At 35.0% G+C, this 20896-nt stretch carries 22 protein-coding genes and 1 pseudogene; 6 read left to right on the forward strand and 17 right to left on the reverse strand.

What is annotated here, in order from left to right; all coding sequences use genetic code 11:
* Positions 1-15: 15 nt before the first annotated feature.
* The 4 genes from ACQKNX_RS05740 to ACQKNX_RS05755 are packed head-to-tail and all read right to left on the reverse strand — an operon-like array spanning position 16 to position 4259.
* Positions 16-1503: a sodium:solute symporter family protein gene (locus ACQKNX_RS05740; protein WP_427427991.1), complete on the reverse strand. Its 1488-nt coding sequence runs from the start codon at positions 1501-1503 to the stop codon at positions 16-18.
* A gap of 1 nt (position 1504) precedes the next feature.
* Positions 1505-1711: a DUF3311 domain-containing protein gene (locus ACQKNX_RS05745; RefSeq protein WP_427427992.1), complete on the reverse strand. Its 207-nt coding sequence runs from the start codon at positions 1709-1711 to the stop codon at positions 1505-1507.
* A 41-nt stretch (positions 1712-1752) separates the two neighbouring features.
* Positions 1753-3039, reverse strand: a complete 1287-nt coding sequence (locus tag ACQKNX_RS05750; RefSeq protein WP_427427993.1) for an amidohydrolase — start codon at positions 3037-3039, stop codon at positions 1753-1755.
* 20 nt (positions 3040-3059) lie between these two features.
* Positions 3060-4259 (reverse strand): MalY/PatB family protein, encoded by a 1200-nt coding sequence (locus ACQKNX_RS05755; protein WP_427427994.1) that lies wholly within the window; start codon positions 4257-4259, stop codon positions 3060-3062.
* A 227-nt stretch (positions 4260-4486) separates the two neighbouring features.
* On the opposite strand from ACQKNX_RS05755, the gene ACQKNX_RS05760 reads away from it, so the two are divergent.
* Entirely contained in the window at positions 4487-4954 is a 468-nt protein-coding gene (locus tag ACQKNX_RS05760; protein ID WP_340824578.1) for a MarR family winged helix-turn-helix transcriptional regulator, read from the forward strand.
* A 206-nt stretch (positions 4955-5160) separates the two neighbouring features.
* On the opposite strand, the gene ACQKNX_RS05765 is transcribed toward ACQKNX_RS05760, so the two are convergent.
* The 11 genes and pseudogenes from ACQKNX_RS05765 to ACQKNX_RS05815 form a co-directional block, all read right to left on the reverse strand.
* Positions 5161-5664 carry a GNAT family N-acetyltransferase gene (locus ACQKNX_RS05765; protein WP_427427995.1) on the reverse strand — a complete coding sequence of 168 codons (504 nt, stop codon included), beginning with the start codon at positions 5662-5664 and terminating at the stop codon, positions 5161-5163.
* 237 nt (positions 5665-5901) lie between these two features.
* Complete coding sequence (locus ACQKNX_RS05770) at positions 5902-6474, reverse strand: GNAT family N-acetyltransferase (protein ID WP_427427996.1); 573 nt, start codon at positions 6472-6474, stop codon at positions 5902-5904.
* A 14-nt stretch (positions 6475-6488) separates the two neighbouring features.
* Positions 6489-6921 (reverse strand): annotated as a pseudogene (locus tag ACQKNX_RS05775) (GNAT family N-acetyltransferase).
* 124 nt (positions 6922-7045) lie between these two features.
* Positions 7046-7330 carry a CD3324 family protein gene (locus ACQKNX_RS05780; RefSeq protein WP_427427997.1) on the reverse strand — a complete coding sequence of 95 codons (285 nt, stop codon included), beginning with the start codon at positions 7328-7330 and terminating at the stop codon, positions 7046-7048.
* A gap of 237 nt (positions 7331-7567) precedes the next feature.
* Positions 7568-9289, reverse strand: a complete 1722-nt coding sequence (locus tag ACQKNX_RS05785; protein WP_427427998.1) for a sensor domain-containing protein — start codon at positions 9287-9289, stop codon at positions 7568-7570.
* A 359-nt stretch (positions 9290-9648) separates the two neighbouring features.
* The gene (locus ACQKNX_RS05790; RefSeq protein ID WP_427427999.1) at positions 9649-9819 is read right to left on the reverse strand and encodes a transcriptional regulator; all 171 of its coding nucleotides are present in this window, start codon (positions 9817-9819) and stop codon (positions 9649-9651) included.
* Positions 9816-9971, reverse strand: a complete 156-nt coding sequence (locus tag ACQKNX_RS05795; protein WP_427428000.1) for a transcriptional regulator — start codon at positions 9969-9971, stop codon at positions 9816-9818. Before ACQKNX_RS05795 ends, ACQKNX_RS05790 begins: the two co-directional genes overlap by 4 nt.
* Before the next feature lie 200 nt (positions 9972-10171).
* Positions 10172-10324 carry a transcriptional regulator gene (locus ACQKNX_RS05800; protein ID WP_427428001.1) on the reverse strand — a complete coding sequence of 51 codons (153 nt, stop codon included), beginning with the start codon at positions 10322-10324 and terminating at the stop codon, positions 10172-10174.
* A gap of 320 nt (positions 10325-10644) precedes the next feature.
* Entirely contained in the window at positions 10645-11148 is a 504-nt protein-coding gene (locus tag ACQKNX_RS05805) for a DinB family protein (RefSeq protein ID WP_427428002.1), read from the reverse strand.
* A 70-nt stretch (positions 11149-11218) separates the two neighbouring features.
* Positions 11219-12181 (reverse strand): tyrosine recombinase XerC, encoded by a 963-nt coding sequence (locus ACQKNX_RS05810; RefSeq protein WP_427428003.1) that lies wholly within the window; start codon positions 12179-12181, stop codon positions 11219-11221.
* A 518-nt stretch (positions 12182-12699) separates the two neighbouring features.
* Complete coding sequence (locus ACQKNX_RS05815) at positions 12700-13113, reverse strand: hypothetical protein (RefSeq protein WP_427428004.1); 414 nt, start codon at positions 13111-13113, stop codon at positions 12700-12702.
* Positions 13114-13189: 76 nt separating this feature from the next.
* On the opposite strand from ACQKNX_RS05815, the gene ACQKNX_RS05820 reads away from it, so the two are divergent.
* The 3 genes from ACQKNX_RS05820 to ACQKNX_RS05830 all read left to right on the forward strand — a co-directional run bounded on the left by ACQKNX_RS05820 (position 13190) and on the right by ACQKNX_RS05830 (position 16515).
* Positions 13190-14680: a circularly permuted type 2 ATP-grasp protein gene (locus ACQKNX_RS05820; protein ID WP_427428005.1), complete on the forward strand. Its 1491-nt coding sequence runs from the start codon at positions 13190-13192 to the stop codon at positions 14678-14680.
* On the forward strand, positions 14634-15599 hold the full coding sequence (locus tag ACQKNX_RS05825) for an alpha-E domain-containing protein (protein WP_427428006.1): 966 nt from the start codon (positions 14634-14636) through the stop codon (positions 15597-15599). The genes ACQKNX_RS05820 and ACQKNX_RS05825 overlap by 47 nt, the downstream gene beginning before the upstream one ends.
* A 61-nt stretch (positions 15600-15660) precedes the next feature.
* Positions 15661-16515 (forward strand): transglutaminase family protein, encoded by an 855-nt coding sequence (locus ACQKNX_RS05830; protein ID WP_427428007.1) that lies wholly within the window; start codon positions 15661-15663, stop codon positions 16513-16515.
* Between the two features lie 44 nt (positions 16516-16559).
* On the opposite strand, the gene ACQKNX_RS05835 is transcribed toward ACQKNX_RS05830, so the two are convergent.
* Positions 16560-17435, reverse strand: coding sequence for a tyrosine-type recombinase/integrase (locus ACQKNX_RS05835; RefSeq protein ID WP_427428008.1), 876 nt, complete (start codon positions 17433-17435; stop codon positions 16560-16562).
* 358 nt (positions 17436-17793) lie between these two features.
* Between ACQKNX_RS05835 and ACQKNX_RS05840 the strand changes: the two genes are divergently transcribed.
* Positions 17794-18588: an enoyl-CoA hydratase/isomerase family protein gene (locus ACQKNX_RS05840; RefSeq protein WP_427428009.1), complete on the forward strand. Its 795-nt coding sequence runs from the start codon at positions 17794-17796 to the stop codon at positions 18586-18588.
* A gap of 44 nt (positions 18589-18632) precedes the next feature.
* On the opposite strand, the gene ACQKNX_RS05845 is transcribed toward ACQKNX_RS05840, so the two are convergent.
* Positions 18633-19445, reverse strand: a complete 813-nt coding sequence (locus ACQKNX_RS05845) for a hypothetical protein (RefSeq protein ID WP_427428010.1) — start codon at positions 19443-19445, stop codon at positions 18633-18635.
* 249 nt (positions 19446-19694) lie between these two features.
* On the opposite strand from ACQKNX_RS05845, the gene ACQKNX_RS05850 reads away from it, so the two are divergent.
* The gene (locus tag ACQKNX_RS05850; protein WP_427428011.1) at positions 19695-20858 is read left to right on the forward strand and encodes an aminotransferase class I/II-fold pyridoxal phosphate-dependent enzyme; all 1164 of its coding nucleotides are present in this window, start codon (positions 19695-19697) and stop codon (positions 20856-20858) included.
* Positions 20859-20896 lie beyond the last annotated feature (38 nt).

Here is a 20896-nt window from a genome sequence, read left to right on the forward strand (position 1 = left end):
TTCAGAAAATAATAATTACGAAATACTTTCTACTGCACTTTCGTTGGAAGACTCATCATTCATAACGATTCCCTTTCTAGTAAATGCGCTAACAGTTAAACTTACAAATATATTAACACCTAATGCAAGGAAACCAATGTTGATGTCTTGAAAATAGGATGGCCAACTTGGGAACAGTTTACTTAAATTTGTGCCAGTAGCAGCCTGCCAACCAACTATCGCCACACCAACAATAATTCCTGTAAATACGCCCTGTACTGTGAATGGGTTTCTCTTAAAAAAGCTAAAGACAACAGCTGGTGCAAATTGCGTAACGAGACCATAACCCATTAAGAATAATAATGTAATGGCTCCTCCTCCACTAAACGTAAAGTACAATGCAATCAATGCCACCACAGGAACTGTATAACGTGCAATGATTCCAATTTGCTGATCAGTAGTTTGAGGTCGAAGCGGTTTTAAAATATTTTTTGCAAAGAGCGTTGCTGCAGACATTAAAATTAATGAACCTGGCACAATGGCAGTTAACAGCCCTGCTGCACCAATAAAGCCAACGATAACTGGATTAAATGTTTGTGTGGAAATTTTAAATAATGCTAAATCCACATTCCCACCTGAGAGATTTGGAACTTGTAAAATAGCTGCTGCTCCCGCAAAAAGAACAAATAAGATAAATAAAGCATAAATAGGGAGCATAATCGCATTTTTCCTTAAGGCATTCCCGCTTTTCGCTGAAAATGTTGCAACAAATGTATGTGGCCACATATAAAACCCTAATGAAGTCAACATCATCGTTGATACATACCATGATGCACTCAAACCTGAGTCTGGCAGTGATAAAAACCCTGGATTAGCAACCTCTATTGCCTCCCACATTGGTTGAATGCCCCCATAATAATGGAAAGGTAAGTAAATTCCTAAAAATAACACTACACCAAGAATAAGAAAATCTTTAATAACCGCTGTCCAAGCTGAGCCATGAATGCCGGAAACCATTACATAAACAATCATAGCAATTGTGCCAATCCAAATCGTAATTTTCGGATCAATTGCTCCATAAGAAGCTTCAGAAACAATAATGCCTAGACCTTTTAGTTGGATAATTAAATAAGGGATTAAAGCCGCTAACCCTACAACAGCTACAAGCATGCCAAGCGCTTTACTTTTATAGGCCTTTTCAAAAAAGTCAGATTGCGATAGTAATTTATGTTTCTTTCCATAACCCCATATTTTAGGTGTTAACCAATATGCAATAACATAGTTCAGCATCATAATATTGTAAAATGCAGCGCCGCCTTTTCCATACATCCAGCCACTAATACCTAAAAATGCACTAGTTGTATATATTTCGCCAGCCATTAATAGAAAAATGAAAATAGAGCCAAATCCTCTGCCACCCACACTCCATTGCTCTAGGCTCATATCCTTTCCTCTACTTGCTATAACACCTAAAAGTAAAGCAACACATAAGAAAAATGCAATGATTCCTACTGAAATAACCATATTATTCTAGCTCCTCTCTCGCACTAGGATTTATTCGATGCACTATTAGCATTAAGCCTGTCCCTAACAAAATCCATAAAACCATCCAGAATAATAGAAATGGAAGACCTAGAACGTAAGGTTCGGAACTTCTAATAAAAGGGATTCCTAAAGGCATTCCAAAATAAGCAATGAACGATAGTAAGTAACAAAGTCTTTTTCGTGTCATATTTCTCTATCTCCTTTTTTCAATCGATTTTTGAATGTAGCTTATTGTCTTACTAACTGCGCAAAACCGTTTTCAACAAATAAACTTTTAATATCTCTTTTGTCAGGAGTAAATTCTATTTGATTTTCATTATCTAAAAAATCGATTGTGTATTGTACGGTAGCCGCTACACCAAGCTTTAATGCATCTTCATCGATATCAAAATAAACATTATGATGTTCTGCCCCTATTCCTTTATCTATATTTTGTATACCAACGAATGCAAAGACGCCAGGAAAATACTTTTCGTAAAATGCAAATGATTCGGAAGCCATCCACGCTGGTGTGGAATGCAAAGCATTTACCCCAACTGCACCTTCTACTGCAGCTATGGCTAGTTGAGCACAATCTTTTTGGTTCCTGACAATTAAATCACATTCCTTAGGCTCTGTAATAAATTCAAAAGTACAATGATGTAATTCACAAACTTTTTCTAGTATTCTCTTAAATTCATTTGCGGCATGAGCACCTTGTTCAAAATCTAAATATCTTGCAGTACCCGAAAACTGTAAACTTTCGGGGATAATATTTATTGCAGTGCCTGAATTTATTGTTCCGATTGAATAAGTAATCGTTTTGAACGGATCTAGAGAGCTTAATCGCATCGCTTTCAAATTACTATAAAAGTCTGTAAAACAATCTAATGGCGCAACTGATAAATCTGGTCTTGAGCCATGACCACTTTTTCCTTTTATGACAACATTAAAACTAAATGAAGCTGCCATTCTCGGTCCTGCTTCAACAGATATTTTTCCTGTCGGCATATCAGATTTTAAATGGATGCCCCAAACACCGTCTGCCCCAATTCCGCATAATCGCTTTAAAAGGTTAAAAATGCCTCCGCCCATTTCTTCCCCTTGCTCAAAAACGAGTAGCACTCTACCTTTCACTTTGTCTTTATGTTGACTTAAAATTTTCGCAGCACCTAATAGCATGGCGGTATGTCCATCGTGTCCACACGTATGAGCAGCTTCATCGGTATTAGAAACGACTATTTTTTTCATTTTTAAATTAGTATCTTCCTCTTTCATTGGTAGTGCATCTAAATCAGCCCTAAGTATTAAAGTTTTTCCAGCTTGATTTCCATCGATAAAACCAATAATGCCACCATTAGGGACAATCTCATAGTCAATCCCAAGTTTGCTTAACTCTTCTGTCACCACTTTTATTGTTCTTACTTCGTGTAAACCAATCTCTGGGTGTCTATGAAGATCTCGTCTTATTCCAATTACATAGTCCTCTATTTCTTGTGCCCATTTTAACGTTTCAAGTTCATAGGAAGTTTTCATATTTATTCTCACCTTTCTAACTAATTGTTCGTTTCGATATCCTGAAATTCCTTAGCAATTCTTTCAAGTGCTTCTTTAATAAGTGGTCTCGGTGATGGAATGCAAATTCGTTGGAACCCATCACCTTCTTTTCCAAACAGATCCCCATCTTCAAGCAGTACATTCGCTTTGTTATAAATTCGATGATGAACTTCTTGTGCTGAAAGACCGTATCCGTTAAAGTCCATCCACATGACGTAAGTTCCTTCAGGTATACTGACTTTCACTGTTGGCAGTTTTTCAGCTAGAAAACTTTTCACATAGATCATTGTGTCATCAATATATTCGGTTAATTGTTCTAACCACTCCTCCCCTTCATTGTAAACCGCTATAAGAGCAGCAATTGTAAATGGAGATGGTAGCTGCATGCCCATTTTTTCGCTAAAGGCCCTTCGAATTTCAGGATTTGAAATAATAACATTCGTACAATGTAGACCAGCAACATTAAATGTTTTGTTGATGGCTGTGCAAGTTATAAGATGGTCTGAATTACTTGCAATTTTAGCTAATGGTGTAAAGGTTTGATTTTTTCTAATCAAGTCTCCATGTATTTCATCCGCAACAATGATGACATTATTTTCTTCACAAATATCTGAAAGCCTTTTCAATTCTTCATTCGTAAAAATTCTACCTGTCGGGTTATGTGGATTACAAAGAACAAACATTTTAGTGTTTTCTTCTTGTGCTTTCGCTTCAAAATCTTCAAAATCAATGGTGTAATAGCCATTACTGTTACGAATCAATGCATTATTACGAACAACCCTACCATTCCCTTCAATAGCAGCTGTGAATGGTGGGTATACAGGACGTTGGATTATGATACCTTCACCGCATTTAGTTAATGCTCTTACCGCGATATTTAATGCGTGAACTGTTCCAGGACTGAAAACAATTTCATCTTTTTCAATCGTCCAATTATGTCTTTTTTTAAACCAATGTTGTATCGCTTCATAATACTCGTTTGGAAAAATAGAGTATCCAAAAATACGATGATCGACGGTTTTATGAAGCGCCTCTATCAATGGTTGAGGTACTGGTAAATCCATATCAGCTGTAAACAGTGGAATCGTTTCATGATCATATCTCTCTGTATAACCAAGTTGTTTGATTAACTCCTCACCGTCCCACTTTAAGGAATACGTATTTCGGCGCTGAACCATTTCATCAAAATTGTATTGCATTCTATTTCCCCCTCTAACTTTTCACAAATAATTCTGTTTAAATACGTTTTTTTAAACGTTTAAAATTAATTTTTCTCAGTTTAGCACCTTAACTGTAAAATGGTCAATGCAAAAATTCAGATTTTTTTAAAAATTATTTGTTTTACAAGTAACTTTCATTATAAAATTTTTGAATATGTTAGAATAAAATAATAATCCTCTATAAATTATTGGAAGGAGGCTGGGTGATGGATAAGGAGAAAGTTTTTTATGAACTAATGGAAACGCTTTACGAGACATCTAGGCTGATTAGTTCATACGAAAATATCCCAAGAAAATATGGTACTGACGATGAGCTTTACATGATAGAAGTACATACTCTGAACTTGATTGGCGATAAAGTAAAAACAAATACTTCTGAAATTGCGGAAATAACGAATCGCACAAAAAGTGCTGTTTCTCAAATGGTCGATAAACTAATCAAAAAGGATTTAGCAATTAAATATAGAAATCCTAACAATTATCGAGAATTGACTATCGAATTAACATCAAAAGGAAAGTTAGTGTATGAATATCATAAAAAGCTCGATGAAGAAGAGTACGGAAGCCATTTGAAGAATCTTGAGCAATTTACAGTGGAAGATTTCCAGAACTATATTACGATATTAAACGTAATTAATCGAAGGACACGAAATGTGCTAAATGATAGAGATTAATACAATGAAGCGTATAGTACGATTTCAGACTAAAATGTGCGTTTTTTTACTTTTTCATAACAAAAAGAGCCATCATAAATACGATGGCTCTTTAATTTTTCAGTTTAACTAATGTTGAAATACATTTTCAACTGCTAATGGTATATTATTTGCGTTCTCACACCATAGAGCTAATTTTAGGATTAGCAAGTAAGTAGAAATTATGTTCAGCCAAATCTCCAATAAAATAATTCCGCAGTTTCTTTATAAAGTACAGCACCTAATTTTTCTAATACTCTATGAGATGCGATATTATCCTTTTCAGTATCAGCAACAACAAATTTCACATTAGGTTGGCTTAACAACCAGTTTTTCATTGAATTAATCGTTTCTGTCATATAGCCATTTCCTTGATATTCAGGCAAAGTGTAATACCCTACTACTACCTCACCATAGACGTTTGGAAGACCTTTTAACATGATTCCTCCAACACTACAGTTTTGACTTTTCGACACAATTAACCAATTGGTATACCACATATAGTTTTCCTTATCACGTACCAACTTAGCATGTCGAATTTCCATCGCTTGTTGAAGTTCCGCATCTAAAAAGCTATTTGATTCCAGTAATGATAATTGAAGCTCCAACTTCTTTGGGTTATCAATGAGTAATCTTAGGTTTTCTGCATTTAGCGCAAGTATTCTTAATCTTTCTGTGTTCAATTCAATCATACTTATTCTCCTATTATCATTTTTGACGTCATTTTAAAGGCAAAAATATTAAAATAGGTATACGTTATTGGCATTTACTCCCATTATGTTTTTTCCAAATTAATTGTAGCATTACATATTGTATTGTTATATTAAATGGTACATAAATAGTAGCATTAATTATAATTATTGTACATTAGGTATATGATTAGCTCTAATATGGGGTGGCTACTTGGGCGACATACTATATTAGATAAACTAATGAACTTCTCTATTTTTCCAATCCTCTATATGCAATGTGTAATGATGATATATTAGAGCATCTATTTCAATATTTTCTTTGAAAACAAAGCCACATTTTTCAATCACCTTCAAAGAACTTACATTGCGAGGTTGAACGATAGCATTCAGTTGTTCGATATTTGTCTGTTCAAATAAGAAATGTATTAAACCTTTTACTGCTTTAGTTGTGTAGCCACGATTTCTGAAATGTTTTGACATAGCATAGGCAATTTCTTGATTTGGTTCGCTTAGCTCTTCTTTCGGCCCCGTATTGCAAAAACCAATGAATTCCCCAGTTTCCTTTAATATGATTGCTAGTTTCAAGTAATTTTGATCCTTGATATTAGGAACAGCAGATAAAAATGCTTTGTTGGAAGGTATTTCGTCATTTATGATCCAGTTTAATCGTTGTTCTCTCGTAGAACGCCAATCTGGCAAAAACTCATATACTTCTGGTTGTGAAGTAAGCTTATAAATCGCATCGACATCTTCACTACTAAACTCTCTCAATAAAATTTCATCACAGTCGATTGTAAATAAATTGTACATTGTTAAACCTCCATTTATTTCGAAGTTAAATCTTTTTTCAAATAGTAATGCTTAAAGTCTCTACCTACATTGTCTAAAGTCCCAAATACTTGATAACCGTGCTTTTCATAAAATTCTAACGCTTGAAAACTTAATGTATCTACCTTTATAAAATCGCACTGCTTTGCTAAAGCCAGATGCTCAAGTTCTAGTAATAATTTTGTGCCAAATCCTGATTTTCGTATGTCCTCATCTATCATTAAAGTGTGAATCTCTAGCCAATTCCAACATACTTCAGCAAGAATACCACCACGAACATTGTCGTTTTCATCTTTAAGGAAATACATTAATTTCTTCGTAATTGCCTCTTAAATCTACTGGGAAATGCTTTAAATTAAATTTGTAAAGCTCATTATTCACTATTTGTTTAGCTTGATCGTTTAATTCTTTCGTTATATACAAAGACATTATTTATTTCTCCTATCAGCTCATATTGTTAGTTCGATTATAAATGACTGACATTCAATGAAAAACCTCATATTTGTTTCATAAAAGAAAATAAGCCATGTGGTAAAAACCACACAGCTTCTTTTTATATGTTTGTACTTTTTCTTTTTTCCTTTAGGATAATTCGTTGAATACTCTTTAAAGACAAATAATATGTTGCACTTAAAGTCTCCATATCAGTGCCTGAAAGATATTCCTGATAAATATTATTGTTCCTTACATCTAATTCATTTCTTGTAGTAGTGCCCGCCCCCCAACTCTTTTTACTATCTTTCCTTCTGGGGATATAAATATATTCACCATCTACATAGTTTTGAATTAACGCGATTAACTCTGCTGGTAACAGATTATTTGCTTTCTTATAGCTCATGTTTGCACTCCTAAATGTATTATCGTTCGTTTAGGAAGAGCAAAGGCTATTTAATTTCAAATTTAATTTTATGCAATAGCCTTTGCTATGCAAAAATAGTATGCTTTCTCATATGACCAAACCTCCTTTTCTAGAGTTTTTCCATCCAAATTGTACCATGTAATTTTTAGAAAATGTAAATATATTTTTATAATTTTATTATGTAAACTAAAAAGGAGGTGAAAAAACTAGCCCCTCTTAGGAGCTAGATGTAATTGTTAGCGATTGATTTAAAATGTTTGTTGTAAAGTCTTCCACTGAAAGCGGCTTGCTAAAATAATAGCCTTGGACGAACTCACAGCCATGCTCACGAAGAACGTTTAATTCAGCTTCTTCTTCGACTCCTTCTGCTACTACTTTGAGGTTTAAAGCATGTGCCAATGAAATCATTGCAGAAATCATCGCTATCCCTGTTTTCTCAGGCACAATATCACGCACAAATGCCCGATCTATTTTTAATACGTCTACAGGGAATTTTTTTAAATAATTTAATGATGAATAGCCTGTTCCGAAATCATCTAATGCAATGGTAATGCCTAATGCTCGTAGCTGCTCAATCGTATTTATCAACTCTTCTGTATAATCAAGCATACTCATTTCGGTAATTTCAATTTCTAATGAATGCGGGTCAATTTTTGTTTTTTCAATTACATCGCGTACCATTTCAACAAAACCTGGTGTGCTAATATGGATAGGTGAAATATTGACAGCTACGCGTAAATTTGATTGAAATGTTTCGTTCCATGCACATACTTGCGCACAAGCTTTATGTAATACCCATATACCAATATCATTTATAAGACCACATTCTTCCGCAAACGGGATGAAGCGATCTGGTGGCATCTGTCCTAATTCAGAATCATACCAACGAAGCAATGCTTCCATACCTACCACTTGATCTGTTTTTAAATCAATTTTGGGCTGATAATGTAGCTCTAATAAATCCTTTTTTAATGCCTGATGAAGTTTGGTTTCAAGTAGTAACCATTTATCATTTGCCTCATCCATATTATGTCGATAAAGCTTATATTGATTACCTCGTGTTGATTTTGCAGCATACATGGCGATATCAGCATTTTTTAATAAATCTTCAATTGAATTAGCATGATCAGGGAAAATGCTAATACCAATACTAATACTTGCATAAAATTCATATGCATCTACGATGAAACTGTCATCGAAAACAGCAATGATTTCTTTTGCCATTTCCTCGATACGTGAAACATCATTTAAAATCATGACGAATTCATCACTGTTATGACGATAAAATGAATTGGATGTGAAGTCTACATTGCGTAAACGGTTTGCCATTTCCACAAGGAACATATCGCCTATGATGTGGCCAAGTCCATCGTTAATGTTTTTAAAACGATTCACATCAATGAAAAATAACGCAAACTTCTCTTCTGTACGTCGAGATTGATGGAATTCATTTTCTAAACGTTGTTCTAATTTACGACGGTTTGGTAACCCTGTTAATTCATCATGATACGCAATATGTGTAATTTTTTTTATGTCCTTTTGTGCGGTAATGTCTACTCTAATGGCAATATATTGATAAGGCTTGTCATTATCATCGAGAAACGGAATAATTGTTGTTTTCACCCAGTATAGACTACCATCTTTAGCACGGTTGCATACCTCACCATTCCACATGTCACCTTTTCCGATTGTTTTCCACATTTCTCTGAAAAATGATTTGGGATGGAAACCCGAGTTTAATAAACGATGATCTTGACCAATTAATTCTTCACGCTTATATTTAGAAATTTTACAAAAATGATCATTAACAAAGGTAATTTTTCCTGTCCGATCTGTAATAGCGACTATAATCGAACTGTTCATTGCTGAAAAAATATCTTGTAATTCTTTCAGGCTGTAGTTAACTTGATTAATACTACTAGGCGTGATATTCATCATCTTCATTCTCCGTTCGTTAAAATAAGAGGGTTTAGTACTTATTCTTTATAATACAGTGAGGTATAAAGTTGTGGTAGATGGCCCTTTTTTATGTAATTATATTATAGTCTTAGAAAAGCAGTTAATTCAACCCAAATATACAATCTGCATATATCAAATTTAATAGATTTCTATAAATTAGACAAAAAAGAATGACTTTAAACGCACGTGTTTCACCATTTTTCCATTTTCAATAATTACATTTGTACTACTATTTAAACTATAGAAATACTATTTACCTTGTTAACTACAAAAGTCTAAATTTATTTATAAGTGAAAATGCCTTACTGTCGCAGCTGGGCAGTAAGGCATTTTACATGTTAAGAGATTTCATATGCTATATGACCTCCTACTATTTTCGCTTGTTCATTATAAGCATCAAGTTGCTCTTGTGATAAATTTAAAGTATAGTAATGAAAATTAATTGGCTCTAACTCGTGTTTGTTACATACTTGTCGGTAAAACTCATATCCTTGTCGATAGTCTGTCATACGACTAACTTCCTTTCGTGTGCTGCTTCATTGAAATATGTTAATTGTTCTTGCGATAACTTATTAATATAGTAATAAATATTAATTGGCTCTAAATTAAATTGCTCACATTTTTTACAATATAACTCGTAACCTTCTCTATACTGTGCCATTGCGCTACCTCTTTTCTTTGTACTATAACAGTTATTAGTTTGTATGAATAATATATAACAGATATGTTTTCAAGTCAATAATAATTCTGAAATTTCTTTCATATCAATAAAAGCCCAGTCTACTAATTTAGTATGGCTGGGCTTTTCATAAACTATTCACATTGGCGTCCGTCATAACCACATCCTTTGTAGCTAATGTTTTATATTCCAAGTTGTTTCGCTTGCATATTATAAGCGGAAAGCTGTTCTTGCGATAATTGGATAACATAATAACGGAATGAAATTGGCTCTAAACCATAACGATCACACATTTCACAATAAAACTCATAACCATCACGATATTTCGACATCATAAATTCCTCCAGTACAAACTGTTTTATAACAGTTGTTTTTATTTTTATTTAATATATAACAGATTATGCCGTTCGTCAAGAGGTTATTCATGTAGGAAGATGAAAAAAAGCCCGATTTCTCAGTAAAATGCAAGTGTGAGAAATCGGGCTTATAGTTGTTTGTATTACCATAGATGTTTCAATAACCGAATGACCAGTCTTGGAATCCATAAAATGATATTCCAGATTACTTCAAATAAAATAGTGTTTCTAAGTTCTGTTAAAATTTTTTTCGTATACAACTCTATCTTTCTTCTTTTCATGTTAACTCCTATTATACTTTAACTTACAATACCTTTCCTTTCATGGATCTGTTCAATATGTCGTTGTTCATGCAAATACACCTGCTCAATCCATTGGTCGAGTGGTAATTTACCGAAAGCAGGATGTTGAACGGCTTTTTTTGCTAGCAGAGATGGATTTTCAATTGCTTGCAGAAAAGTAGTGAATTGTTCTCGCGTATCATCTAGTAATGTCAATATTTGTTGTATCTCGAATGGTTCATCTGAAGGTTCAACAATTTTTGGCGCTTTAAGCTTCCTCGTTCTATCTTTTATCAGCTGAACATTTAGACGTTCAGGTTCTGAATCTTCTTGTGAGGATAACCCCCAAGCAATTGCCTTGATAGTCGATGCTTCTACTAGCACTAAGTGATGACATATTTGGGCAATGCTCCAACTGTTTACGTCTGGTTTTTGATTAAATTGTGCATCGTTAAATATTGCTATTTCCTTAAGTAATTGCTCTCTTGTCGCACTTAATTGGTCAAGTAATAAAGTTATCATACACTATCCCCTTTCTATTTTAAGGTCCTACTCTGAATATATGCGCTGTACTAGTTCATATTCTCTTTTTCTAGCTGTTTTCGACGATATTAAATGGGTTATTTTCCAGAACGTGTTGTAATTGTTCATCCTCAATATGTGTATAGATTTGTGTTGTAGCGACACTAGAGTGACCAAGTATATGCTGTAAACTTCGAATATCTGCCCCAGCTTTATACATCATAGTTGCGGATGTATGGCGCAGTTTGTGAGGCGTTAGCCGCTCTTTTTGTAGCCCCGATTGTTTGTTTATTTGTTTGACGATTTTGGCTACTGTTTGCCGTGTAAAACGTGTTCCTTTTTGCGAAACGAAAAGGGGCTCTTCTCCTTCGCCTTTGTACGGCGCTTTTCCGCTTTGTTCATAATTTTTTAGCGCCTGGACGCAGCTATCATTCAAATAAACTGTACGTTCTTTATTGCCTTTTCCGATAATAGTCAAATAGCGTCCTTGTATTGACGATGTATTTAGTTGGCAAAGCTCGGAGACTCGTATACCTAGATTTAAGAAAAACATCATCATGCAATAATTGCGTGGAGATGCGCGATGTATTTGAATGCCCTCGATAAACTGTTTTGCCTCATCCATGTTCATATAAATTGGTTTTCTACGTCCAATTTTCGGTGTTTCTAACTCTTCGGCTGGGTTTTCTTCGATGAGACGCCGTTTTCCTTTAATGTATTTGAAAAACGATTTTAATGTAGCTACTTTCCGTGCTCTAGCAGAAGCGGAATTTTGACGTTGCACTTCGCAGTATTCCATAAATAAGTAGAGATCCTCCAAAGTAATATCACTGATTTCTTCTATTGTAATAGTAGCAATATTAATTTTTTCTAATTGCGCTATATCAATATCGTTTTGCATAGCTAAGTGGAAACGAAAAAATAATGTGAGATCGTATTCGTATTCTTTTCTAGTGCGCTGCGATTTCCCTTTGATCGTCGTTAAGTAGACAAGGAAATCTTTCATTATTTTAGGTAGTTGAGTCTTCTGCATAAAATCACCTCTATTTTCTCTATTTTACCACGAAAAAACGTTCCCAAATATAAATTTGGGAACTTTATTGATAAAAAAGTGCCCATTTATAACAAATGGAACAAATGTTCTGTTTTGTGTAATAAAAAAAGATGACTTCTAAGTAATAGAAATCATCTCGGTTAGTCGCCAACTGTTTGTTAATTATCGACATTAAAACTTCACTCGAATTTCTCACATTGCAGCTAAGGGTGTCCCCTCTTCATTTCTTCATTAAAGAAGCTATTAAATCTCACGGGATTTAAGCCTAACCCGTGGAAATTTATCAACCTTATAATAAAAATATTTTCCGTAATAAAAATCAGCTTTTTCACTATTTTTTTATTAGGTTTCACTTTTTATGCATAAACCGTTCATCGAATGAATATTAAACTCTAGTATACTACTATGCGCTGAGACGAATCGAAAAATCAAACGTCGGGTAACGATAAGAGTCGATTCGTCTCATAACGTGCGTGGTAATTTTTGGACATTTGTAATTATTTAGCGAAAATACTATATGTACCATCATTTTGCTTTGTTAGCTTCCAGTTAGAAGATAGCATATTTTTAATTTTCGAAATAGTATCTTCGTCGCAAGATAAATTGTTAATTCCTGTTTCTTCTAATTGGAAATTCTTTGTTTCTTCTAATTGAAAACGAAGATGTAGTAAACGCTGAATGCCCGGTAATGTTACATATTTAATTCGATAATTACCGTGATAGGCATTAAGAAATGTTTGTTCCCCTTCTTGATAAAGAGCCAACGTTTCATTAAATTCATATTTTGGTTCTAGGTTACGCCATGATGACACATCCCCAGTTCGTAAAGTCTGTAAAAGCTTCTCGTCAGATAAATCTAGTTTTGATAGCTTGTCTAACTCATAAGCTTGCATTAAGTTAATGTTTGTCATTTATACTAGCTCCTTTTATGGTTTCCTTATTAGTGTAACACGTTTTTTCTACTACTTAAATTCGGAGGCGGTTCACATGATGAAATTGTATGATTCAGGTTCTTTTTTTGATGAAATGTTAGATGGTGATCAGCCGAAACCACATTATCGTTCTTTCCATCGTAAGCTTAGTGCTTTTTCACAAGATCAGCTAGAAGAAAAATACCAGCAAGCTCAATCAAGCTTTCTTAGACAAGGTATAACATTTACTGTATATGGTGCACAGGGTGGGACGGAGCGGACAATGCCTTTTGATTTTGTTCCTATTATTATCCCACATGAACAATGGAACATAATTGAAACAGGTATGAAACAGCGTGTTAAAGCCTTAAACTGCTTTTTACATGATGTTTATAATAGACAACTAATTGTTGAAGACGGGATTATTCCAAGAAGCCTTATCGAACAAAATCCATTTTATTATCCAGAAATGTTAGGTGTACAAGTGCCTATTAATAACCATATTTTTTTAGCAGGAATTGATTTAATTCGCGATGAAAATGGTGTTTATCGTGTACTGGAAGATAATTTACGCAATCCTTCTGGCATTTCGTACGTTTTTCAAAACCGATATGTAATGAAGGAAGTGTATCCTGAGTTCTTTTCAAAACATACAATCCAATCTCTTGAGAAACAAATGACAATTATGAAAAATGCCCTTCTTGCACATCGCCCAACAGCTTTAAAAGCAAATGTAGAACCAAAAGCAGTACTTTTAACAGCGGGTATGTATAATTCTGCCTATTACGATCATGTATTTTTAGCGCAACAATTAAATATTCAGCTTGTGGAAGGACGAGATTTAATCGTTCAGGATCTTAAAGTTTATATGAAGACTATCTATGGTCTTGAGCAAATAGATATCATTTATCGCCGTATTGATGATGATTTCTTAGATCCTACTGTCTTTCGAGAAGATTCTTTACTAGGAGTACCCTATTTAATAGAAGCCTATAAAGCGGGAAATATCGCAATTTTGAATGCGGTTGGCAATGGTGTCGCGGATGATAAAGCAATGTATGCCTATGTACCCGACATGATTCGTTATTATTTAAATGAGGAGCCGATTTTAGAAAATGTGACGACCTATCATCTTGAAGAGGAAAGTCAACGAGCATGGGTTCTTGACCATTTAAAAGAATTAGTGATTAAAAATGTAAGTGCTTCAGGTGGCTACGATATGCTAATTGGACCACATGCAAGTGAAGAGGAAATCGCAAGCTTTTATGAAAAAATAGTAAAACATCCAAACCAATACATTGCGCAACCGACTATTCAGCTATCACGTGCACCATCATATCAGCATGGCAAATTTTATCCTTGTCATGTCGATTTACGTGTTTATGTTATGAACGGTGGTAATATTTTTGTGCTTCCTGGAGGTTTATCGCGTGTTGCACTTAAAGAAGGCTCGTTAATCGTTAATTCATCTCAAGGTGGTGGAGCAAAAGATACGTGGATATTAAAGGAGGAATTGCAACATGCTAAGTCGAGTAGCAGACGCACTATATTGGATGGCAAGATATAGTGAACGAACAGAAACGAATGCACATATATTACAAGTACAGCTGTTGAATATGTTGGAGCAATCAGGTAAAGAAAATGAATATCTTGATCACTGGGAAGCAATATTAGATATTTGTGCATCGAAAGAAGAGTTTATATCATATTATGAAGTCATTCGTGTCAATCCTCTTATTGAATACCTTTTATTTTCCGAGAACAATAGCAATGCTATCCATGCAACATTAAGAGCTATTCGGGAAAATGCACGCATTACGCGTGATAGTATCCCTATTGAGTTATGGGAATTACACAATGCCTTTTATTTATATATGCAGCAAGAGATAACAGTGCGAGAACGCCCTTTTCCGTTAATATCTTTAAACTATTTTTTACACAATGTTCGTAAGACATCTTTGACGGTTACTGGATTAATTGAGGGCTCAATGGAACGAGATTTACCTTTTTATTTTATGCAAGTTGGCAAATGGCTTGAACGTGCAGAAAAAATGATTCGAATGATTTTAATTATGCTAGAGCAACAAAAACTAATGGCTAGCGATTTACAAGAGGCAGACGGAACATTTTTGCTCGATTTATCAAAAGCAACAGAGCCTTACCTACGTAAGCATCATCAAACACATTTACTAAATGTTATACAATATTTATTACATGATGATCATTTTCCACGCTCAGTGATTGTTTGTCTCAAAAAACTAGAAGAGGCATTTACACATATCGAAGAAGACCATCTAACAGAACGATTTTTAGCGCTTAACACGCCGTTAAGAGCATTGTTAAGTGCTATTAACAATATCGATTTATCGACATCTTCCTTAGAGGAAGCAATATTTTCAATGGAGGAAAGATTGTGTCAATGTATTGATTTTGGTCATACATTTTCGACAATTTATCATTTATATGAACCCAGCCTACAATCTTGAAAGGAACAATTCACAGCTCCTTTTCAACACGCAAGTCAGTAATCAAAAGGAAGCGGACACGATGAAATTTGAAATTCAACATACAAATATTTTTCAATATGAATCTGAAGTCGATCAAAGCTTGAATACAATCCGCTTAAAGCCTAGAAGTGATGAGCGTCAGCGCTTGCTGTCCTACCGAATTGCTATTTCGCCTTCATCATTAACGCGCGAGCATGCGGATATTTGGGGCAACACGGTCGGTACATTTTATATTCCTGAGCAACATCAAGAACTAGAAATAGAAACAACATCTATCGTCAGTATTCAACGAGCACCATTTATTCATCGGATTCAATATTCACCAGAGATGCAGACGATTTTCCATTCCCAGCTATTTTATGAGCATTATTTGCCCTATTTAAAATCAACGAGCTTTACGTTTATGACTGATGCACAGATAGAAGATGTTTTTCACGCCATTGGTCACGCAGAAAATCCAGTACTGTTTTCGCTTAATTTAATGCAGTATTTATATTCGACATTTGAATATGATCCAACAGCAACAAATGTCACGACAACTGCAAGCCAGGCATTTGAGTTAAAACGAGGTGTTTGCCAAGATTTTACACATGTAATGCTAGCGATTTTACGTGCTAAAGGAATACCTGCTCGCTATGTTAGTGGCTATTTATATGTCGATGAAAATTCAGCTCTCATCGGTGATAGTGCTACACATGCATGGGTTGAAGTGATGATTCCTGGCATCGGTTGGATTGGTTTAGACCCAACAAATAATGTAGAAGTATTAGAAAATCACATTATTTTATGCATTGGCCGTGACTACACAGATATTAGTCCCGTCGAAGGTGTATATACAGGCGGCAAGCATAATTTGACAGTCAAAGTAAATGTTAAAGCTTTAACACATTTTTAATAGAGCGTGCAGTGAAACGTGTGAAAACATCTTTTACTGCACGTCTATTTAAATCTTTCTCCTCGTTCCGTTAACACCCATTTTCGAACATACCCCATGTTTTGCTGTATCGTTTCTATTGTTTTTTCGCTTTGTAACGCTTTTTGAAGCACAGTGTAACGTACATCCGTTGCTCGTACATTAGTGCCAATATCTTTAGATATCGTTTGGAAAATCCGTTCTATTGTTTTTGTCGTAATTGGTTTTGTTTGGCTTGCCTCACTTACCCAAAGCCATTCCCCCACATTTTTCTGATGTAATTCCTCCGTTGCAGCTTTATAATGCAACAACATTTCCACTAAAACATTTGAAAGCTTAATTTCTCTCTTACCGTTATGATTGGCAATAGAAATATGTAAATTATCAAGGTCAAGATGCGCCCATTTCATGCGAACAAGTTCTGCTGGCTTACAACCTGTTTCGATAAACATTTGAACAATACAGCCATTTCTTCTTGCTAGCCAAGCATGCTCTTGCGTTTTTGCGTATTGAAAATAAGTTGGCCATACTTCTGTAATGCTCATTAATTGTTCTTTCGTAAGCAATTTTAAGGAATCCTTACCTCTCTTTTTGGGCTGTAAAATGCTTTCATAATCGAATGGTTCTGCCCATTCTCTCAAAAAAATAAAGTCTACAAAACTCCGAAGTGAAGCGATTTTGTGATTGAATGTATTAACATTTGGATAGTTCTCTTTTAAATAATTACTATATATAAATATTAATTCTTTGAATTGGTTATCAACATGTTCAACGTTTTGCTCACTAGCAAAAGCTAAAAATTGCTGTCCATCAATATTGTATTGTTTTTTAGTAGCTGCACTTTTCTTTAATGAATCTAAAAGCAATAAATAGCTTTGCCATGCCTCCTTCAATGTCACCATTTTGCTTCCTCCTTATTAGATAGAGCGTAAGATAGTTTAATTTTATAATATTTTGTGAGCGTGTAGTGGTATTATTTTTAATAACTTTAGTGTCGGATAATCTGTTATAAAGTAATAGATTACAGCTTCTCATATGGAAAAGTCCCTTTTTTAATAAAGAAACAAATGTTCCTATAGTAGTTTCTCATATCTTTTGCTTTATTACAATAGCAATATTCTGTTGTAGTACAATCGCTTGAAAATGTTTGTAATTTTGTATAACAGGCTGAAAATACATGAAAATTCGTATTATTTAGTGTTTACCCTCCTTTGTGTTATATAATATAAGTACTATCTGAATGTAGGGGGCTTTTCAATTATGCAAGTAAGAACGACTCGTCTTGAAGCTGAGGATGCCAAAATTATTTATCAGGAAACGGCTGGGCTTGCGATCATTACTATTCACCGACCGCAGGCGAAAAATGCGCTAACAGCAAATATGTGGGATCAATTAGCTAACATTGCCCTAAAAGTGTTGGATAATCCGAAAAATAAAGTGCTTATTTTACGTGGATCCGGTGAAAACTTTACTGCAGGCTCTGATATTAAAGAATTTAACGCCATTTCACTTGAAAAAGCAGAGGAAGCATTTTTACATATGGAAAAAACGATTTCAACAATTGAACGTTTACCAATTCCAACTATTGGTGTTATTAATGGTCCGGCGATGGGTGCTGGCTTGGAGCTCGCTTTAGCTTGTGATATTCGCATCGGCTCTGAAAAAGCGAAATTAGGCATTCCCGTAGGCAAATTAGGCATTACATTAAATAACAAATTCGCTCAGCGCCTTGTCCAACTAGTCGGCCCTTCTACAACGAAGGATTTAGTATTTACTGGTCGGATGTTTAAAGCTGAAGAAGCATTTAAGCTTGGCATGCTCAACTACTTAGTTGCTGAAAAGGACATAAATAAGTTTATGATTCGAATAGGTAAGCTTGTTGCTGGTATGTCACCAGAATCATTACTAGCTGTAAAACAATCAGTACAAGAGTGTGTCGATAGTGTACCAGCACTTTGGCAAGGTTCTACACCATTTGTAGGCAGCGATTTTACAGAAGGCTGTCGCGCCTTTGTCGAAAAACGTCAACCGCAATTTACACGGTCGTCAAAATAAAAATACAGGTACTCTCGCCTTTTCGCGTATGGAGTACCTGTATTTTATTTTCGTTTATGCAAAGCGGAATGAACGTAAAGATTGATGACATCTAGTTCATAGCCAAAATGTTGAAAGAACGAACATTGTAACTCTTCTTGTAATTGATATAAGCGACGTGGTAATAAATAATCAATCGGCATTTTTAATTGCAATGAAATGGTCGCCTTTGCCTGTTCTCCAAGACTAAACTGTATTTGCTCAACCTTTTGCACAATATCTTGCTGATTACAACAGTACGTAAGTAATTGAACGTACACTTGTTTTTCAATTTCAATATATTCTTGTTGGAAATCAGGTCGAACGATTGTTGTTTCACCGATTTTTTCGCGCTTAGGAGTGAAAATCTCTTTCCCCTTTTGAATGAGTCGTTTAAAGAAATTTTGCTCAACTTGGCGATATGGTATCGGCATAACATGCTTTCCTTGTGTCTGACGAATAAATTTCGCTTTTTGAATTTCCTTTTGCGAACGAATATCCTCGACATAATAATAGGTTTCAATTGATCCTAGCTCTAAACGCTGGGCAATATTTTTCGTCATTTTATCGGACGTGCCGATGAGTAAAATAGATTGAACACTGTATGAATCGAGCGCTTTAATGACTTCCTCACGATGAGTTTCCTCAGTGAAAATCGCGCGTCGTACAGCTGTTATCGTATTTTTTTCAAATTTCGCAGATATGCCCGCTACTTTAATTCCATTGACAATTAGTAAACCATCATCAATTATTGCTTCTACCCCTATTTTATGTGCAAAAACTAGAGCACTAGTACTTTTCCCTGTTCCACTCGGTCCACTTAACGAGCATACCTTCATCAACACACACACCTTCCTCGCTTAATAATAGCAAAATCATCACTCTATTTTTGCTGATATGGGCCAGACGCTATCATATGCGCGAGCTTTTCTCATATTAGCTTAAATTTTTCCGCTAGTCTATGCAAGCATCTTCTCCATTAATAGAATATATTCTTTTTTCAGAATAACTCCCCCTTTCTGTGCTTTAGTATGTTAAAATGTGAACTACTATTATTCTGTTATACAACTATAAGGAGTGTACTAGTTTTGAAAATCGTACCATCAAAAAAAATGTCTTTATTCACCCCAGCAATCTTCGGAGATTTAAAGAGCTTCGCAAAGCAACAACAAGAAAAAGGAATGTCTTTAATCGATTTAAGCTTAGGTAGCCCAGATCTTCCACCTCATGCGAAAATTCGTGAGCATTTATCGTATCGAGCTAGCTTAGAAGAATCATATGGCTATACGCTATCAGGAACACAACGCTTTTACGATGCGGTAAGCCGTTACTATAAACGTCGTAGTAACGTCGATTTAGATCCTACTAATGAAATTATTCAAACGATTGGTTCTCAAGAAGGTTTAGTACATTTACCTATCGCCTTTTGTGATCCAGGAGACATTGTACTATCAACGAATCCAGCGTACGTCGCTTACGATGCTGGCATTCATCTAGCTGGTGCAACACCTTACTATATGCCTCAAACGGCTGAAAACGATTATTTACCGGATTTAGATGCAGTGCCGGAAGAAATTGCACAAAAGGCTAAACTACTTATTTTAAATTTACCAGGAAATCCTGTACCTGCTATGCCTTCTCTTGCATATTTCGAAAAGGTCATTGCTTTTGCTAAAAAATATAACGTTATTGTGCTTCATGATGCAGCTTACTCAGAGTTTTATTTTTCTGGTGATGGTCCTATTAGCTTTTTAGCAACACCTGGCGCAAAAGAAGTTGGGATGGAAATTAATTCGCTTTCAAAAAGCTTCAGCTTAGCTGGAACGCGAATTGCTTATATTGCTGGTAATGCCGAAATGATTGCTGTCTTAAAGCAACTTAAATCGAATTTAGACTTTGGTATTTTTGAACCGATTCAAGATGCTGCTGTAGTAGCATTAGATAATGCAGAAGAAATTACAGCGAACTTGCGTGCAACTTTCTCAGAGCGTCATAAAACACTAATGAACGGCTTACATGAACTAGGTTGGGATGCAGCGCCTTCTGATGGTGGTATGTTCGTTTGGGCAAAATATCCGTACGATATTGACTGTACCAAATTAGCATTTAAGCTAATTGAGCAAATCGGTGTTGTCACAGTACCGGGAACTGTTTTTGGAACAGCAGGACAAGGTTACTTGCGACTTGCACTAGTACAGCCAAAAGAGCTATTACAAGAAGCTGTAGATCGTCTAAAAAACGTATCCATCTAAATATATAAAGCATGTGATGAGGATTTTCCTTTCACATG

The organism is Lysinibacillus sp. NPDC093712 (assembly GCF_050280025.1).
In the GTDB taxonomy this organism is placed as follows: Bacteria; Bacillota; Bacilli; order Bacillales_A; family Planococcaceae; genus Lysinibacillus.

Coding starts and splice junctions, on each gene's coding strand:
- ACQKNX_RS05805 (WP_427428002.1), bottom strand. CDS start 11,148: ATGATAACTTTATTACTTGACCAATTAAGTGCGACAAGAGAGCAATTA.
- ACQKNX_RS05845 (WP_427428010.1), bottom strand. CDS start 19,445: ATGAAGGTATGCTCGTTAAGTGGACCGAGTGGAACAGGGAAAAGTACT.
- ACQKNX_RS05800 (WP_427428001.1), bottom strand. CDS start 10,324: ATGATGTCGAAATATCGTGATGGTTATGAGTTTTATTGTGAAATGTGT.
- ACQKNX_RS05825 (WP_427428006.1), top strand. CDS start 14,634: ATGCTAAGTCGAGTAGCAGACGCACTATATTGGATGGCAAGATATAGT.
- ACQKNX_RS05810 (WP_427428003.1), bottom strand. CDS start 12,181: ATGCAGAAGACTCAACTACCTAAAATAATGAAAGATTTCCTTGTCTAC.
- ACQKNX_RS05795 (WP_427428000.1), bottom strand. CDS start 9,971: ATGGCACAGTATAGAGAAGGTTACGAGTTATATTGTAAAAAATGTGAG.
- ACQKNX_RS05760 (WP_340824578.1), top strand. CDS start 4,487: ATGGATAAGGAGAAAGTTTTTTATGAACTAATGGAAACGCTTTACGAG.
- ACQKNX_RS05770 (WP_427427996.1), bottom strand. CDS start 6,474: ATGTACAATTTATTTACAATCGACTGTGATGAAATTTTATTGAGAGAG.
- ACQKNX_RS05830 (WP_427428007.1), top strand. CDS start 15,661: ATGAAATTTGAAATTCAACATACAAATATTTTTCAATATGAATCTGAA.
- ACQKNX_RS05785 (WP_427427998.1), bottom strand. CDS start 9,289: ATGATGAATATCACGCCTAGTAGTATTAATCAAGTTAACTACAGCCTG.
- ACQKNX_RS05755 (WP_427427994.1), bottom strand. CDS start 4,259: ATGCAATACAATTTTGATGAAATGGTTCAGCGCCGAAATACGTATTCC.
- ACQKNX_RS05835 (WP_427428008.1), bottom strand. CDS start 17,435: ATGGTGACATTGAAGGAGGCATGGCAAAGCTATTTATTGCTTTTAGAT.
- ACQKNX_RS05780 (WP_427427997.1), bottom strand. CDS start 7,330: ATGAGCTATAAGAAAGCAAATAATCTGTTACCAGCAGAGTTAATCGCG.
- ACQKNX_RS05765 (WP_427427995.1), bottom strand. CDS start 5,664: ATGATTGAATTGAACACAGAAAGATTAAGAATACTTGCGCTAAATGCA.
- ACQKNX_RS05820 (WP_427428005.1), top strand. CDS start 13,190: ATGATGAAATTGTATGATTCAGGTTCTTTTTTTGATGAAATGTTAGAT.
- ACQKNX_RS05745 (WP_427427992.1), bottom strand. CDS start 1,711: ATGACACGAAAAAGACTTTGTTACTTACTATCGTTCATTGCTTATTTT.
- ACQKNX_RS05815 (WP_427428004.1), bottom strand. CDS start 13,113: ATGACAAACATTAACTTAATGCAAGCTTATGAGTTAGACAAGCTATCA.
- ACQKNX_RS05740 (WP_427427991.1), bottom strand. CDS start 1,503: ATGGTTATTTCAGTAGGAATCATTGCATTTTTCTTATGTGTTGCTTTA.
- ACQKNX_RS05840 (WP_427428009.1), top strand. CDS start 17,794: ATGCAAGTAAGAACGACTCGTCTTGAAGCTGAGGATGCCAAAATTATT.
- ACQKNX_RS05790 (WP_427427999.1), bottom strand. CDS start 9,819: ATGACAGACTATCGACAAGGATATGAGTTTTACCGACAAGTATGTAAC.
- ACQKNX_RS05750 (WP_427427993.1), bottom strand. CDS start 3,039: ATGAAAACTTCCTATGAACTTGAAACGTTAAAATGGGCACAAGAAATA.